The sequence below is a fragment of the Cohaesibacter sp. ES.047 genome (assembly GCF_900215505.1).
In the GTDB taxonomy this organism is placed as follows: Bacteria; Pseudomonadota; Alphaproteobacteria; order Rhizobiales; family Cohaesibacteraceae; genus Cohaesibacter.
In genome coordinates, this window is the sequence record NZ_LT907844.1 from 2883181 (window position 1) to 2899738 (window position 16558).

At 53.6% G+C, this 16558-nt stretch carries 12 protein-coding genes and 4 pseudogenes; 12 read left to right on the forward strand and 4 right to left on the reverse strand.

What is annotated here, in order from left to right:
- The first annotated feature begins 53 nt into the window (after window positions 1-53).
- From CPH65_RS13195 to CPH65_RS13235, 8 genes and pseudogenes are all read left to right on the forward strand, one after another.
- The gene (locus CPH65_RS13195) at window positions 54-1349 is read left to right on the forward strand and encodes a nitrate/nitrite transporter (protein WP_096173873.1); all 1296 of its coding nucleotides are present in this window, start codon (window positions 54-56) and stop codon (window positions 1347-1349) included.
- On the forward strand, window positions 1349-2143 hold the full coding sequence (locus tag CPH65_RS13200) for a hypothetical protein (protein ID WP_096173874.1): 795 nt from the start codon (window positions 1349-1351) through the stop codon (window positions 2141-2143). Before CPH65_RS13195 ends, CPH65_RS13200 begins: the two co-directional genes overlap by 1 nt.
- 12 nt (window positions 2144-2155) lie before the next feature.
- Window positions 2156-3118: an electron transfer flavoprotein subunit alpha/FixB family protein gene (locus tag CPH65_RS13205; protein WP_096173875.1), complete on the forward strand. Its 963-nt coding sequence runs from the start codon at window positions 2156-2158 to the stop codon at window positions 3116-3118.
- Complete coding sequence (locus tag CPH65_RS13210) at window positions 3105-3884, forward strand: SDR family NAD(P)-dependent oxidoreductase (protein ID WP_096173876.1); 780 nt, start codon at window positions 3105-3107, stop codon at window positions 3882-3884. Before CPH65_RS13205 ends, CPH65_RS13210 begins: the two co-directional genes overlap by 14 nt.
- 25 nt (window positions 3885-3909) lie before the next feature.
- Window positions 3910-5361, forward strand: coding sequence for an FGGY-family carbohydrate kinase (locus tag CPH65_RS13215; RefSeq protein ID WP_096173877.1), 1452 nt, complete (start codon window positions 3910-3912; stop codon window positions 5359-5361).
- Between the two features lie 125 nt (window positions 5362-5486).
- A pseudogene (locus CPH65_RS13220) lies at window positions 5487-6325 on the forward strand (IS3 family transposase); the annotation flags it as partial.
- Between the two features lie 791 nt (window positions 6326-7116).
- A protein-coding gene (locus tag CPH65_RS13230; RefSeq protein ID WP_096171592.1) for an IS630 family transposase occupies window positions 7117-8183 on the forward strand; the annotation gives its coding sequence in 2 pieces (ribosomal slippage) (window positions 7117-7621 and window positions 7621-8183; 1068 coding nt in all).
- Window positions 8184-10145 (forward strand): methyl-accepting chemotaxis protein, encoded by a 1962-nt coding sequence (locus CPH65_RS13235; protein ID WP_096173878.1) that lies wholly within the window; start codon window positions 8184-8186, stop codon window positions 10143-10145.
- Window positions 10146-10456: 311 nt separating this feature from the next.
- Here the strand turns inward: CPH65_RS13235 and CPH65_RS24300 are convergent.
- Both CPH65_RS24300 and CPH65_RS13240 read right to left on the reverse strand, forming a co-directional pair.
- Window positions 10457-10663: pseudogene (locus CPH65_RS24300) on the reverse strand (transposase); the annotation flags it as partial.
- 3 nt (window positions 10664-10666) lie between these two features.
- Window positions 10667-11610 (reverse strand): annotated as a pseudogene (locus CPH65_RS13240) (IS481 family transposase); the annotation flags it as partial.
- Window positions 11611-11761: 151 nt separating this feature from the next.
- Here CPH65_RS13240 and CPH65_RS13245 point away from each other — a divergent pair.
- Entirely contained in the window at window positions 11762-12859 is a 1098-nt protein-coding gene (locus CPH65_RS13245) for an IS110 family transposase (RefSeq protein ID WP_244574398.1), read from the forward strand.
- 61 nt (window positions 12860-12920) lie between these two features.
- Here the strand turns inward: CPH65_RS13245 and CPH65_RS13250 are convergent, their stop codons facing one another.
- Window positions 12921-14132, reverse strand: coding sequence for an IS256 family transposase (locus CPH65_RS13250; protein ID WP_096173879.1), 1212 nt, complete (start codon window positions 14130-14132; stop codon window positions 12921-12923).
- 121 nt (window positions 14133-14253) lie between these two features.
- Between CPH65_RS13250 and CPH65_RS23915 the strand changes: the two genes are divergently transcribed.
- Window positions 14254-14412 carry a hypothetical protein gene (locus CPH65_RS23915; protein WP_157747680.1) on the forward strand — a complete coding sequence of 53 codons (159 nt, stop codon included), beginning with the start codon at window positions 14254-14256 and terminating at the stop codon, window positions 14410-14412.
- 220 nt (window positions 14413-14632) lie between these two features.
- Window positions 14633-15415, forward strand: a complete 783-nt coding sequence (istB, locus tag CPH65_RS13255; RefSeq protein ID WP_096173880.1) for an IS21-like element helper ATPase IstB — start codon at window positions 14633-14635, stop codon at window positions 15413-15415.
- Between the two features lie 265 nt (window positions 15416-15680).
- Here istB and CPH65_RS13260 read toward each other — a convergent pair whose 3' ends face one another.
- Window positions 15681-15992, reverse strand: coding sequence for a transposase (locus tag CPH65_RS13260; protein ID WP_096173881.1), 312 nt, complete (start codon window positions 15990-15992; stop codon window positions 15681-15683).
- Between the two features lie 62 nt (window positions 15993-16054).
- On the opposite strand from CPH65_RS13260, the pseudogene CPH65_RS13265 reads away from it, so the two are divergent.
- Window positions 16055-16552 (forward strand): annotated as a pseudogene (locus tag CPH65_RS13265) (IS630 family transposase); the annotation flags it as partial.
- Window positions 16553-16558: the final 6 nt, after the last annotated feature.

Consider the following 16558-nt stretch of genomic DNA (forward strand, 5'->3'; position numbering starts at 1 on the left):
GAGACAGGAAGGTCTGCCAGCCTAATCACAACACGATGTTTTGGAGGAATATCATGTCTGGAAACAACCTGAAGAGATATTTCCAGTTTTTCTTGATCGTTCTGGCAGCTGGTGCCATCTATCCGGTGATCTATCTGCGCACCAACTATCAGGTGACTATTCTGGAAGTGTTTGGTCTGACATCGTCCGACCTCAACAACTTCTATTCCTTTTTGGGGCTGGCCTATGTCATCGGCTATATCCCGAGCGGGATCCTGAGCGACCGCTTTTCGGCCAAATGGCTGATCTCGACTTCTCTTGCCGGTACCGCATTCTGCGGCTTCTGGTTCGCAACGGTGCCCGATATCTCTCAGGTGCGCATCATTTTCTTCCTGTGGGGTTTCTTTTCGGTCTTCACCTTCTGGAGTGCTCATATGAAGCTGGTCAAAATACTGGCCAGGTCGTCCGAAGAAGGGCGGTTTTTCGGCATTCTTGATGGCGGCAGAGGTGTTGTCGAAGCTCTGATGGGAACCATCGGGCTGGCTGTCTTTGCTGCCATTCTTGGCTCCAGCACGGCACTGGCAACCAAGACTACAGCCCTTGTTTCGGTGATCAATCTCTATTCCGCGATTGTCATGGCATGTGCTGTTCTGATCGCCATTCTAGTCGACAGCGATCAAAAGCTGACCGAGCACGAAGAGCATGCGGGAGAACGCTCCGAGGCTGAGAAATTCCACTTCCGAAGCATTGGCAAATTGCTCATCAATGGCAACGTCTATCTCATGGGCAGCGTCATCTTCATGGGCTACGCAACCTTTTGGACCGTCTATTATCTAGGCGGCTTCCTGCAGACCAAGGTCGGGGTAGATGCCGTGACCGTTGGCACGATCACGACCATCGTTTTGTGGATGAGGCCAGTTGGCGGTTTCATTGGCGGTTTCCTCGCCGACCGCATTGGCCGACCGCAAACCGTTGCAGGCGCGGTGGTTGGTGCGGCGGTTCTGCTCATCCTGCTCACCATGCTGCCAATCACCTCGGTGAAGACCTTTTATGTGGTGATCGTGCTTCTCGGCTTCTTCCTTTATGCGATACGGGGCACCTACTGGTCGCTGCTGGGCCAGTGCGGCATCGACGCGGTCCTCATGGGCACGGCGATAGGGGTCATCTCCTTCATCGGCTATCTGCCAGACATCATCCTGCCGCAGCTAAACACCTACCTCACCGCGACCTTTGGCGAAGTGGGAGGGTATGACGCCTACTTCCTGGTTAGCGCCGGTTTTGCACTGCTCGGGGCGGTCTTTGCCCTGATCTACGGACGCATCAACGGCAGAAGCAGTCATGTTGAACCGAAGACCATTCTGGAAAGCTGATGAAGCTCGTCTGTCTCATCAAGTATATTTCCGAAAGTGATCGGAGCGCGTCGGGGACGGGACAGTCCGCCCCTGACGACGGGACCACGCGGTTCACGATCAATCCTGATGATGCCTGTGCTCTAGCCTTTGCATTGGGTCTGAAGAAGGAAAGGCCGGACATCACACTGGAGCTGCTTACCGTCTCGACGAAGGCTGTTCGTCCGCTGGTTGAAGACGCGGTGCGGCTCGGAGTTGACCATGCGACCGTCATTCAAGATCGGGAAACCATGGGCAACGATGCGCTTACAACGGTCGGGCTGCTGAGCCGGTATCTGTCAGAAGCAGAGGCCGATTGCATCCTGACTGGCAGCCAGAGCCATGACGGCGGCTCCGGTTGCGTGCCGCCGATGCTGGCGGAGCTGCTTGGGTTGCCTCAGATTTCCTTCGCCTCATCGCTTGAGCTGCCTGAAGGCGAGAAAGGCCTCGCGCGTTTTGAATTGGCCGATGAGCGATGGGTGACGGACTATGAAGCCGAGCTCCCTGCAATGGTGGGCTTCACGGCAATGGGGGGGCACAAGCTGCCCTACATTCGCCTGAAAGACAAACGCCGGTCCGTGGGTGATCAGGTTCGCCTGATGGAGCCGACTGATGCGGCTTTGGCCGGAGCTCATGGATGGCAACCCGAACGGCATACCAGACAGGTCGAGACAAGGGACCTACCGCCACGCACACGTCAACGGAGTGTTGTGTCGGTGGATCCGAACGGGATAGAGACCGTCGTCTCCTTCCTCAAAGAAAAGCACTTCATTTGAGATTTTAGTCACATGCGACGGGCACTCATCTATATCGAAGACGGACATGATAAGCAGGGACCGAGCCTGCTTCAGGCAGCAAGCGCAGTGCTGGGGGACGCTCCCTTTGAGAGCTGTGCCCTGATCACCGCAGGCCCCACGGATCACCTCTATGGCGCATTTGATTGCATATTTGATGCACGCAGCGAGAGGCTTGACCCATTTGATGCGGCTGCAATGGCTGCGCTGATCAGCGCGCTGCATGCAGACACTCACTTCGATTGCATCGTGATGGCAGCCACTCCATCCGCCGTCATGTTGGCTCCAAGGCTTGCAGTTCGCAGCGATTTCGGGTTGGTAACCAATGTAGATGAAATCAAATGGCAGGATGAGCAACTCACATGTTTCCGGCTGGCCTATGGTGGCAGCACGAGGGTCGGAATTGGAGTGAGCAAGCATGCGCCTTCGTTGCTCACGGTGCGAGCCGATGCCTTCAGCCCGCAAGAGAATAGGCCCGTAAGGGAGACCCGGATCGTTGAGGTCACAGATGCCGCCTGCCCGGATGCGCCGGCACGCCTGCGCAAACGCGCAAGGCACGAGGTCACCGATCCCGACATTCGCAAAAGCGCGGTGCTCGTTGCTGGCGGAGGTGGTATTGCAGCCAACTTCGCTGCTCTGCGCCCCTTGGCGGACGCGTTGGGCGGAGACGTGGCCGCCAGTCGCGCCATCGTGGATCGGGGGCTCGCGCCCAGAAGCATTCAGGTGGGGCTGTCGGGCAATCGTGTCGCGCCGCGCCTCTACATCGCACTTGGCATTCACGGCGCGATCCAGCATGTCACCGCGATCAGCAGCGCTGATTATCTCATTTCCGTCAACACCAATGTGAATGCACCAATTTGCAGCCTATCCGACATTGTCGTCGTGGGAGATGCATTCGCATTTGTTGACGCATTGCTCAAAATGATCAAGGAGGAAAAAGGCAATGGAAATGTCTGACTTCAACATGAACTTCTTTTCCCTTGCGGGGAAGAACGCAATCGTCACGGGCGGCAATGGCGGGCTGGGGCAGGCTTTCTGCACCGCACTGGCAAAGGCGGGTGCCAATGTCTTTGTGCCAAGCATCGTTGACGACGATGGCTCCACGCGCAAGCTGGTTGAAGACTGCGGCACGAAATATCAGTTCATGCTTGCGGATATCACCGCAGAGGGCGAGTGCAAGCACATCGTCGATGAATGCGCCCGTGCGCTTGGAGGCGTCGATATTCTCATTAACTGTGCCGGCATCAGCATCAACGAGCGGGATGTCACCAAATTCGGGCGCGCTCAATGGGACAAGATGGTTTCGGTCAATTTTACCGCAGCTTTTGAGATGATCCACGAGGTTTGTCCGCACATGATCGCGCAACAGAGTGGCAAGATCATCAATATCGCCTCGCTCTTTTCCTTCCTTGGCGGGCAGTGGTCTCCGGCCTACGCCGCCACCAAGCACGGCATCGTGGGCCTGACAAAATCCATGTGCGACGAACTTGGCCAGTTCAACATCCAGGTCAATGCCATTGCTCCGGGATATTTCGCCACCCCTCTGACGGAAATGACCCGCAAGGATGAAAATCGCAACGCGCAGATCCTTGCCCATATCCCTTCGAACCGGTGGGGCTGGACGGCTGATCTGATGGGAGCCACGGTTTTTCTGGCGAGCCAAGCTTCGGACTATATCAACGGGACCGTTCTGACCGTGGATGGCGGATACATGATGCGCTGAACCTGAGGAACAAGGACATGTGACAATGAATAACTACGACAAGCTCATACTTGCCATTGATGGCGGCACTCAAAGCACGAAGGTCGTTCTGTTCGATCTGCTCGGACATGAAGTCTGTTCTCACAGCGTCGCCTTGCGCCCGATGCATCTCTACGGAGAGGGTCGGGCCGAGCACCCTGACGACGATCTGTGGGACAGCCTCAAGGAAGCCTGCTATAAGATGTTCGACAAGTTTGATGGCAACCGGGCGGATATTCTCGGCGTCGGGCTTGGCTCCATCCGTTGCTGTCGTGCAATCATGAAGGCGGACGGATCCCTTGCCTCTCCGGTTCAGAGCTGGATGGATATCCGTCTTTCCCGCCCCTATGAGCATGAGGACGAAGCCGCTCGATATGTGACCACCACGACCGGTTATCTGACCCATCGGCTGACTGGTGAGACGCGTGATACCCGTGCCAACTATGTCGGCCCCTGGCCCATTGATCCCGTGACTCTGGACTGGTTCGAAGACCGGGGACAATTTGATGCCTACGCAACGCCGCGAGAGATGCTGTTTGATCTGGTCGATCCTGCAAGCGTTCTGGGGGCTGTGACCAAGGCAGCCTCACTGGCGACCGGAATCCCTCAAGGTATCCCGGTCGTGTCGACGGCCAATGACAAGGCGGTTGAGGGACTTGGCGCCGGGCTGCTTAACAACGGCACAGCCCTTGTCTCGCTGGGTACCTACATCACCTCGATGATGGTCGGGGACGAGAACCGCCTTGATACGGTCGACTACTGGAGCAATCCGGGCGCCATTGCCGGAGAGTTCCTTTATGAAAGCAACGGCATAAGACGCGGCATGTCCACAGTAACGTGGGTGAAGGAGTTGCTGGGTGGTGATGTCGTTCGCGAAGCGGAACGGCGAGGGATGTCTCCGGAAGCCTTTCTCAACGAGAAGGCAAAGCAAGAGACCGCACCCGGATCTGATGGGCTTTATACGCTGCTTCACTGGTTGGCCCGTCCCACCCACGCCTATGAACGCGGGATGTTTGTCGGCTTCAATGGCGGTCACGAGGGCATCCATATCTTCCGGTCGGTGCTAGAGGGCATTGCCATGACCATGAAGAACAATGTTCAGGCCATGGTCGATGAAAGGGGATGCGATCTGACCGGTATCATTGTCAGCGGAGGCGGTTCCAACGGGGATTTGTTCATGCAGATCTTTGCCGACGTGTTCGGTGTACCCGCCTGCCGCAATGAGGTGAACGGATCGGCAAGTCTGGGGGCGGCCATGTGCACGGCGCTGGCGCTCGGGGTCTACAAAGACAAGGATGAGGCGATTACCAACATGGTGCGCCGCAAGGATGTCTTTGATCCAATTCCCGAAAATGTCGCGCTCTACAAGTCGATCAACGAGACGGTCTACCGGCATCTCGGAACTCCAATGGAGGACTTGCTGCGCAAATCCCACGCCATTTTTCATGGCGATGCCTGAGCCGTTTAAACGCGTTCAAAAACTCATCTGTGGATGCGGGGCAAACAGGCCCCGCATCCTTCGCATTCGGGGCTGGCATTTGAAGGGAGGATCTCATGACCGAGCGCAAAAAAAAGGTGGTCGTCGCCCAGCATCGGCCTGTGTTTTCAGTCCGTGCTATGTGCCGGTGTCTGTCCATTCATCCCAGTGGTTTCTATTCCTGGCTGAAGCAGCCCTCGAGCAACAGAGCACTTGAAGACCAGAGGCAAACGGATCTGATCCGGCAAGTCTGGGATGATAGTGGCAAAGTCTATGGTTATCGCAAGATCCATGATGATCTTCTGGATATGGGCGAGAGCAGCTGCCCCAATCGTGTTGCCCGGCTAGCCAGCTTGGCCGGGATCCGAGCTCAAATTGGCTATAAACGGAAGCATGGAAAATATGGCGGCAAACCGTCCCTTGTGGTCGACAATCACTTGAACTGGCAGTTCGAAGTCGAGGCTCCGAATATGGTATGGGTGACGGACATCACATATATCAAGACGCAGGAAGGCTTTGCCTATCTGGCAGTCGTGATTGACCTGTTCTCCCGCATGGTTGTCGGTTGGTCTCTACAGCAGCGCCAGACGACGGATGTTGTGCTGAGAGCTCTGCTTATGGCGGTCTGGCGTCGTAAACCCAGACAGAAGGTTCTGATCCATTCCGATCAAGGCTCACAATTTACAAGCATTGATTGGGCGACATTCCTGCGGCAGCATAATCTTGAGCACAGCATGAGCAGGCGGGCAATTGCCATGACAATGCTGTTGCCGAAAGCTTTTTCAACCTGCTCAAGAGAGAACGCATCCGGCGACGAGACTACAAAACAAGGGCTGATGCCAGACAGGACATCTTCGACTACATCGAAATGTTCTACAATCCAAAACGCAAACACGCTACAAACGAAATGCTCTCGCCAGCCGAGTACGAGCGACAGAAAATTTGAAGCCCCAAGGTGTCTACAATTCTAGGGGCAATTCAGATCCGCTTCAGGCGTATGAGGACTTTACAGAAGTTTGTTTCCATTCACGCATCAGTTTACAACCATTTCAATCAGGAGCGAGGCCTCTACAGCAGACCAAATTTCAAGCTAAACCGTAACGCCGCTCTCGCAGAGTGGCGAGGTCTTTGTGCGGCATAACCGTCGAAGATGTTGGTCCTCTTTGGCCAAGTTCAAGTTTGTCTGACAGTGCCCGCCAGGGTTACCCGACGGGCTTTGCCTCTATTTGGTAGAGGCAAGATGTTCGACTACATCGAGATTTTCTACAATCCAAACGAAAGAACGCCAGCAAAGACAGGCTATTAAGCCTACGAATTCAAACGGCATCATCAAGGAAACGGGATTCTTCAAGCATTCGAAATTGGAGTCTCTGAAATTTTCCTTAACAGGCATTCTGTACTTTCTAGCTTTCTCAATTTAGTCTGTTATCTATATTTCCAAAGGTCATTTCATATACAAATTGGTTAGTTTTGTTTTTAATCAGTTTTTAATCGCCTACCACCTTATTTGCTCGAACACGATACAAGAAAAACCATAAACAATGTCGTTTCGCTGAGTGCGTTATTCAGACTGTTGTATTCCAAGGTGGAAAATCATGCTCAAGAACATACCTGTCACGCTGAAGATATTTGGCGGCTTAGGAATAATATTGTTATACCAAGGGCGTGAAGTTCTGACTCTTTAGGGATTCCATTTTTAGCACTGGCGTGATTCAACATGGCAAAGGAGATTTTGCCATGTCTGCCGCTTTGATTCTTAGCGATGCTTTTGACGCCGATAGTTTGCGCCGTCTTGCCAAAGGATGCCGCAATGCCAAACAGAGCCGCCGCCTACTGGCCATTGCGGCTGTCTATGACGGCATGAACCGTGCTGATGCCGCCAAAGTCGGCGGTATGGACCGCCAGACTTTGCGAGATTGGGTTCTTCGCTTCAATGAGCAAGGCACCGATGGTCTTGTCGACATCAAAGCAACCGGCGCTCCCATGCGCTTGAGCCCAGAACAGCTCGAAGAGTTTGTTGCTATCGTTGAAACCGGTCCTGATCCTGAGAAGGACGGCGTCTCTGTCTGGCGTAGCCAGGATCTGGTGCGTGTGATCCAAGAGCGGTTTGGGGTCTCCTACAAGGAACGTGGAGTACGGGATCTTTTGCGCCGCATGGGGTATGTGCGCATATCTGGTCGACCTCAACATCCAGAACAAAAGCCTGAAGTCATTGATGCTTTCAAAAAAACTTCTCCGCAACGTTGGCAGCGCATGTAGGCCATTTGCCAAAGAACAAGCCCATCGAGATTTGGTGGCAAGATGAGGCTAGGCTTGGTCAGAAGAATGGACTGGCCCGACTATGGGCAAAAAAGGGAACCAGACCACGTCTGCCAGCCGATCAGCGATATAAAAATGCCTATCTGTTCGGTGCAATATGTCCAGCGCGTGGCGTTGGCGCGGGATTGATGATGCCTTTTGCAAATACACAGGCCATGCAAATGCACCTCGAAGAAGTCTCAAGGACAGTGGCGCGCGGCGCTCATGCCGTGGTGCTGATGGATCGTGCCGGATGGCATACGACAAGCAGACTCAACGTGCCCAAGAATATCACCATCCTCCTGTTGCCTTCCAAATCACCGGAACTGAACCCAGTTGAGAATATTTGGCAGTATCTGCGCGGTACCTTCCTGTCCAATCGGGTCTTCGAAGACTATGCCGCCATTCTTGATGCTGGTTGCCAAGCATGGAAGAGCCTCTCCGCCAACCCAACCATCATCCATTCAATAGGTATGAGAAAATGGGCTCAAGAAGGTCAGAATTAAATGCCGTTGGTATTACTCTTGGTAGTGACCGGGGCAACCGGTGCGCTGAACCTCAGCAATGGCAACGATCAATTCAAACGGTATCGCTCAATCGCTTTGCAATCCACTATGGCTGGTCGCGTCCAGGCCAATCTTTTGGAAACGCGGCTTGCGGTGAAGAACTTCATTCTCAATGGTTCTAAAGAAGCCATCGCGATGGTCGAAAAGAGAGCGTCCAGTACGCTTGAACTTGCCGGAAAATTGGATGAGCAGGTCGACTCCGATGCGAAGAATAAGGCCGTCGAGGTCGCTTCAGAAGCAATGCGGACTTATATTCAGGCGTTTGGTACAGTCACCTCCTTGCAGGAGGTTAGGAACAAGCTTGTTCATGATTCACTGGATGTCTTGGGGCCGCAGATTGAGCAAAATCTGACGGCCGTGATGAAAAGTGCCTACGAAGATAGCGATACCACTGCCGCCTACTATGCGGGTAACTTACAACGCAATCTTTTGCTGATGCGTTTGTACTCAGGCAAGTTTCTGATTTCCAACAAGCAGGCAGACTTTGAACGGGCAATGCGCGAATCTGAAGAATTCAGGGCAAATTACGAAACCCTGATCGCCTCATTGCAAAACTCTGAGAGAAGAATGCGGTCCCAAGAAGCTGTGAAACTCTTTACTGATTATGTGTCTGCGTTCAAAGAAGTTCATGAAACCATACGTCAGAGAAATAAGATCATTGCCGACACGCTTGATACGATTGGGCCCAAAATTGCCTCCGAGATGGAGCAGTTGAAGCTCGGTGTGCAGAAGGAGCAGGACTCTTTAGGTCCCGAAGCGACAGCTGCCTTGGAAACTGCAGTGAAAATCACGATTGCAATTGTGTCAATCAGCATACTTCTGGGTTCCCTTACTGTCTGGTTTATCGGTATGGGGATCTCCAAACCCATCCAGTCAATCACCCTTTCCATGAAGTCACTGGCGGAAGGCAACAAAGCGACTGAGATTCCGGATCAGAACCGCAAGGACGAGGTTGGCCTGATGGCTGCTGCTGTGCAGGTTTTCAAGGAAAATATGATCAGGACCGACGAACTTGCCGAGCGTGAAGCGAAAGATGCAGAGGCTCGGGAAACGCGCTCCCGTCTGATCGAGCAATTGACACAGGACTTCGACGCTAACATTTCCGATTTGCTGGGCGCTGTTGCCAGCGCTTCGACAGAAATGGAAACAACTGCGCAATCCATGTCGAACATTGCCAGTGACACAAACAATCGAGCCTCGACAGTGGCCGAAGCTGCGGAAAACGCTTCATCCAACGTTCAAACTGTGGCGAGCGCAACCGAAGAGCTCAGCTCTTCAATTCAGGAAATCTCCCGTCAGGTATCCCAATCTGCGGAAATTGCTGAAAGGGCAGTTGAACAGGCTGCAAGTACGGACCAGCAGGTTCAGGGCCTTGCCGTTGCTGCTCAGAAGATCGGAGATGTCATCAAACTGATCTCCGATATTGCAGAACAAACCAATCTGCTTGCGCTCAATGCAACAATTGAGGCAGCCCGGGCTGGTGAAGCTGGAAGGGGCTTTGCAGTTGTCGCATCTGAAGTGAAAGAGCTTGCGAGCCAGACCGGCAAGGCGACGGAGGAAATCGGTCAGCAGATCTCAAATATCCAGGCTGAGACAGAAGGTGCTGTTGCTGAGATTCAGAATATCGGTAAAACGATTGCAGACATCAACGGAATTGCCTCCGGAATTGCATCGGCAGTCGAGGAACAGACCGCTGCTACTCAAGAAATTGCGATCAGTGTTGAACATACGGCAGCAGGAACTGGGGAGGTAACTTCCAACATTCAGGAAGTAACACGCGCAGCCGGTGAGACAGGAGACGCAGCATCTCAAGTCACAGCGACCGCGTCTGAGCTTAGCAACAAGTCAGAGCAGCTCAAGGCACAGGTCGAGAAATTCCTGGCAGAAGTCAGGGCTGCTTGAACTGAAAGAGGGAGTTGAGGTTGTTCAACTCCCTCTTTCATCTTTCCGATAGTTGAGCGAACGGGATGCGGCAACTGATCGTGAAGAATGTCGGAAGGCTTGAACGATTATGCGTTTTTTGCAGCAACCAATGATAACCGCTGAACAAAAATTGACCTAGCCCGTATTATTCACGATGCCCTCCCATTTTCCAGCCCCGATTTTGGCCGCATTGATTGGTTGCGGATCAAGTGCGCTGAGAATGCTTGTACTTTTGGAACGCGTTAGAGTTGACAGTTACGGGTTCATCAGGGCACCTGCTGCCCTTGGTTTCAGGGCGGTGCCGACTGTCTGGGTGCTCTGAGTTTGTTGGCAATGTTTGTGAAGAGGTCGGCCTCGGGACAGCCTGCTGCATATGCAAGACCGATACGACTTGCAAATTCCTGCACTCGGACTGCAATTTTCAGAAGGCGTAACCGGATGGTAGAGAATTCGGCCTTGGCCATCTCCAGGGGCGATGGGATCATCTCCTTGAGGGTCTTGTTCGGTCCCGGGATTTGATGGATCGGATTCATTTTGAATCTTTCCGGATCCTCTGTCCACTTTTTGCAGATAAATTCGTATGGGGTCAGGCCCCTTAGCGTCTTCAATCGTCTAGCGAAGTTGTAGGCATCTATGAAAACAGCCAGATGCTTCTGGAGTTGCTCGTGATCGTCGTAATGGAACCGTATGACGGTGGCATCCTTAATAGTCCGGTTCATCCTCTCGACCTGACCGTTGGTCCTTGGGTGCTTCACTTTTGTCAGGCGGTGTTCAATGCCGTTTCCAGTGCAGACCCGGTCAAAGATGTGCTGGAACTCATGGAGATCGCGAGACCGATTGGTGAACTGGATGCCATTGTCGGTCAGAACAGTATGGATAGTATAGGGCACCGTGGCGACCAGATTGCGCAGGAACTGTGCAGCATTCATCTTTCCTGCCTTGGTATAGAGTTCAACGAAGGCATACTTGGAAGTCCGGTCAATAGCCACAAAGAGATAGAGCTTGCCTTCAGCTGTCTGTACCTCGGCAATATCGATATGGAAATAGCCGATCGCATAGCTCTTGAAACGCTTCTTTGGCTGCTTGTCGCCTTCGACACTCGGTAGTCGCGAAATTCCGAGTCGTTGCAGGCATCTGTGCAGTGAAGAGCGCGTCAGATGCGGGATTGTCGGCTGGAATGCATAAAGGCAATCGTCGAGAGGCAACAAGGTATGCCTGCGGAAGGCGACAATGGTCGTTTTTCTTGCCGCGAAAGCACCGTCGAACGTGGCTCCTTCGGTCCGGTTCTTAAGTCCGCTTGTGAGGTGCGCTTCTTCCACTTGACGACCGTTTTCTGATTGATGCCGTATCGCTTGGAAAGCACTCTCAGGCTCTCTTGACTATTTTGTATTGCTCGACGGACTGCCTCTGTCGTCGTGGCGCTGCCGTGTAGAACACGGCCCATAGTGCTTCCCTCCATTCAAATGAGAAAGGGCACCATCAAAGCTTGGGAGCAAACACCTAGACGAGTGTCGGCTAATGGGATGTACCGGCTGCTTCCCCCAACTCAGCAGGTTATAGTTTGACTGTTTCACCTGCAGATTAGGAGAAGCGGCATGACGAAGAAAGCAATTGATACCTTGATGTCGATTGGCATCGATATCGGCAAGGACACGTTCCATTTGGTTGGTTTTGATTCCGATGGCCAGCTTGTTCTGCGCAAGAAGATAAAACGACTTGGCTTGCTGCAGACTTTCGACAAGCTTCCAAGATGCGTTGTCGGCATGGAGGCGTGCCTCAGCGCCCACTTTGTCAGTCGATGCTTGCGCAAACTCGGGTTCAAACCTCGGATCATCCCTGCCATTTATGTGAAGCCCTTCATCAAGGGCCAGAAGAATGACTACAATGATGCTGAGGCCATTGCGGAGGCAGCCTTGCGGCCGAACTTGCCGACAGTGCCAGAGAAAAGCCAGGACCAGCTCGACCTGCAAGCACTCCATCGTGTCAGGTCCCGCTTGGTGTCCCGTCGCACAGCAACGATAAACCAGATCCGTGCATTTTTGATTGAACAGGGCATTACGGTTCGCAAGGGGCTGCGGGCTTTGAAAAATTCCTTCGAAACCATTCTCGAACAGCGCAAAGATGAGATATCGCCCCGAATGCGCAGTATCCTGTTTGGCCTCTATGGAGACTGGCTCTGGCTTGATGACAGGATTGAGGCTGTCTCCAAGGAGATAGAAGAGATCAGCCAAAGGGAAGAAAACTGCATCAACGTGATGACGATCCCCGGCATTGGTCCGGTAATCTCGACTGCGATGGTTGCTGCTGTCGGAACTGGAGAAGCCTTTGATCGAGCGCGCGATTTTGCCGCCTGGGTCGGTTTGGTTCCCCGTCAACACAGCACAGGGGGCCGAACAATACTTGGACGCATATCGAAACGGGGCAGCCGATATTTGCGGATGCTCTTTGTGCAAGCGGCGAGGGTTATTCTGATGCGATCCAATCGATGGCCAGACTTCAGTTTTGGTGAATGGCTGATAAGGGCATCAGAACGCATGAACCAGAACAAGCTGGCGATAGCTTTGGCCAACAAACTGGCCCGGATGGCTTGGAGTATCCTCAGACACAAAACGGCGTTTGATGCGCCCAAGAAATGCGGTCGAGATTGGAATCTGAAACCATTTTCGGCCTCAAAGGAGTTCGCGATAGACTGACTGCATGGAACGGAAAAATACGCCCCGGGACTATGCAGAATTTTGTGCCCTGGCGCTTTGATTACGCCATTTGGAAACGATCTTCGAACATTATTGCGAACTGGCTTTTCACTGAGTGCCATTCGCGCACGGAGCGTTTCCATTCCACAGAAGTAGCATTCAGGGCGAGATAAATCAATTTCGCAGCTGCCTCGTCACTGGGGAAATGCCCGCGGGAGCGAACGGCCCGGCGGATTTTCGAGTTCAGTGCTTCAATGGCGTTCGTGGTGTAGATCAGCCTGCGCACCTGGGGCGGATAGTCGAGGAACGGGATCACCTCGTTCCAAGCCCGGCGCCAACTCGGCGCGATTGCCGGGTATTTGGCGGCAAGGTCGTTGTTTTCGAACTCCGCCAGCGCAGTCGCGTCCACAGCGGTGTAGACAGCCTTAAGAGCCGCTGCGACGGCCTTGCGATCCTTGTAGCTGGCAAAGCTCATGGAATGGCGCAGCAGATGCACGATACAGGTCTGGACCTGGGTCTGAGGAAAGGCTGCCTCGATGGCCTGGGGGAAGCCCTTCAGACCGTCCACGACGGCGATGAGAATGTCCTGAACGCCACGGTTGCGCAGATCGCTGAGAACTTTAGCCCAGAACTTGGCACCCTCATTGGCCTGGAACCAAAGCCCCAGAACGTCGCGGGTGCCGTCCGGGAGAACAGCCAGGGCCACAAAAACCGCCTTGTTCAGAACCACGCCGTCGGTGCGGATCTTGACCCGGATCGCGTCCATGAACACAATCGGATAACACGGTTCCAGCGGGCGGTTCTGCCAGGCGGTCACTTCCTCCATCACGGCATCGGTGATCGCCGAAATCAGGCTCGGGGACGCCTCTATACCATAGATATCCTCGATATGCCCCTGGATCTCGCGGGTCGTCATCCCGCGCGCGTACATGCTGATGATCTTGGTGTCGAACTCGGGAAAGCGGCGCTGATACTTGGCGATCAGCAGAGGATCAAAGCTGCCGTTGCGGTCACGGGGAATGTCGAGAATGACCTTCCCGCTGTCGGTGGTCACCGTCTTCTGGCTGCGGCCATTGCGACGATTTGGCGCCTGGTTCGCGCCTTCAGGCGGCGCATCGGCGCGTTCTTCGGTCAGATGCTCGTCCAGTTCGGCGCTCAGGGCTCGTTCGGCCAGCGCCTTGGTCAGTTCTTGCAGAATCCCGTCCTCTCCGAACAGATCGCCCGCTTTGCGGCCTTCCATCAGATGATCCAAAAGGGCTTTGTCGATGCTCATACGTGGGTCTCCTCATATTAGAGTTACCACGCCAGGGCACAAAATTCTCCATAGTCCCGAGCGGGTTGCAGTTCATCAGCGCAGGCGGGATCGGGGTGGCCATTCCACGATTACACAGCATATGCCCAAGGCCCACCAGCGTCACGCAGGCATGACGCCTCAAACCCTCGTCGCTCAGGCTGCCCGCATTGGATATCACACCGCCCTGTTGGTGGAACGCCTGATGCGAGATCGGCCACACCCCGAGCAGGGTTTCCGCTCGGCACTGGGGGGGGGGTGAGCCTACAACGCCGGTTCGGAACAGACAGACTGGAAGCAGCCTGTCAAAGGGCTCTGACATGCGAGACGGTCAGATACAAATCCGTTCAATCCATCCTGGTATCCGGTCTCGACAAGGCACCCGCGCACCAGGAAGCCGCCCCTCCAGCACCGAGCCACGACAATATCCGAGGCGCAACCTACTACCAGTAATCAACAAACATCAAAACAGGAGAGAAAGAATGCTGACACACCCGACATTGAACCAAATGGCCGCACTCGGCATGACCGGAATGGCACAAGCTTGGAAGAGCCTGAATGAACAAGATCCTGGGCAATCCCTAGATCGGAATGAATGGCTTGGCCTTATGCTCGACCAGGAAGTAGCATCCCGAGCCGACAAGCGTTTTGCCAACAGGCTGCGCAATGCAAAAATGCGCTTTCCTGATGCATGCATCGAAGACATCAGCTTCGCTGCCAATCGTGGCCTTGATCAGAGCAAAATCCTTTCTCTCGCTCAAGGAGACTGGATTAAGGCTCATGAACAAATCATTCTCACAGGGCAAACCGGAACCGGCAAAACATGGCTCGCCTGCGCCTTCGGACGCCAATCCGCCAGGCTCGACTATTCCGTCTTTTATGTCAGAATGCCCCGCCTGTTTGAGGACATGGCCATGGCCCGTCTCGATGGGCGCTTTCCAAGGCTGGTCGACAAACTTGCTCGCGTCCAGTTGCTCATCCTGGATGACTGGAGAACCCATTCGCTCACAGACCAGCAGCGCCTCGATCTGCTCGAGCTCTTCGAGGAAAGATACCAATGCAAATCAACCATCATCACGGCTCAACTTCCCGTTTCGGCATGGCACGAGATGATCGGCGAGCCGACAATTGCCGATGCCATCCTTGATCAAATTATTCACAATGCGCACCGAATAGAGCTCAAAGGGGAAAGTATGAGGCGATCAGAAGAAAATCAGAACTTGACCCAACAAACAGAACAGAAAACCATCAATCCACAAACCTGAACCAGGTAAAGGATCAGCCATTACTCAGCTGTTCGCGAATTACTGAAATCGCTGTCCGGGTTTTGTGAAATCGTTGTCCGGTATTTCTGAAATCCGCACTACGAGCGCCTCAAACAATGTTCGGCAGACCGGGTTTAGCTCGATATCACCTGACAATAGTTTGTCATGAATAAAGGCTTCGAACTGTAGCCGCCCAGATCGAAAAACCAAGCCACGTTCTCGCAGGAGGCCCGTATCTGATTGATAAATGCTGTTCGGGCTGTCACTAGCCTTTGCCGCACGCGATGCAACGCCTGCATATCCAGCCGTTCTTCTGTGGTTTGGCAAATGGCTTCACGCTCTCAGGCGTCAACAAAGTCACTTCGTGTCCCATCGCGACCAGTTGATGTGCCAACCAATGGGACCCAGAGCATGCCTCCAAAGCAATTTGCATTCTGAGGTCGCTCTGCTTCTGGAAAAACGCGAGTAACTGGCTTCTGTTAAACTGCTTACGCATTACAATCTCATTGCCTGCGCTGAGTGCGACCATGTGAAATTTCATTTTCCCAATATCGATGCCGATCTGTTTGATAGTCATTTGTTCCCTCCTATGTTCAGCCGATATTCTATCCGCAAGGAAGGAGGCGAACCATGCCACAAGACGAGGCGCGTGTCGGACAGAAAACCAAGATCACACGTCGTTGGGCATAGCGCGGAACCCTCCCTGTTGCACCGAAAGATCAAGGGACAAAGTCAGTCTATATCTTCGGGGCTATCTGCCCGGCCCGTGGTGTCGGGGCAGGATTGGTTCTGCCCTTTTGCAACATCCAAGCCATGCAGTGGCATCTGGAATAAATCTCCCGCCAAGTCGCTGATGGAGCCCACGCAATCCTCATTCTCGATCAGGCCGGCTGGCACACAACGCAAAATCTCGACGTAACGGACAACATCACATTGCTCCCGCTACCACCAAGGTCTCCCGAATTGAACCCGTTCGAGAATATATGGCAGTTCATGCGGGAAAACTGGCTTTCCAATCGGATCTTTTCATCCTACGAGGAAATCCTCGCGATATGTTGCGAAGCTTGGAACAAACTCGTCGGTCAACCTTGGATCATCATGTCCATCGGATTGCGAGAATGGGCATATCGGTTCTGAATTCTG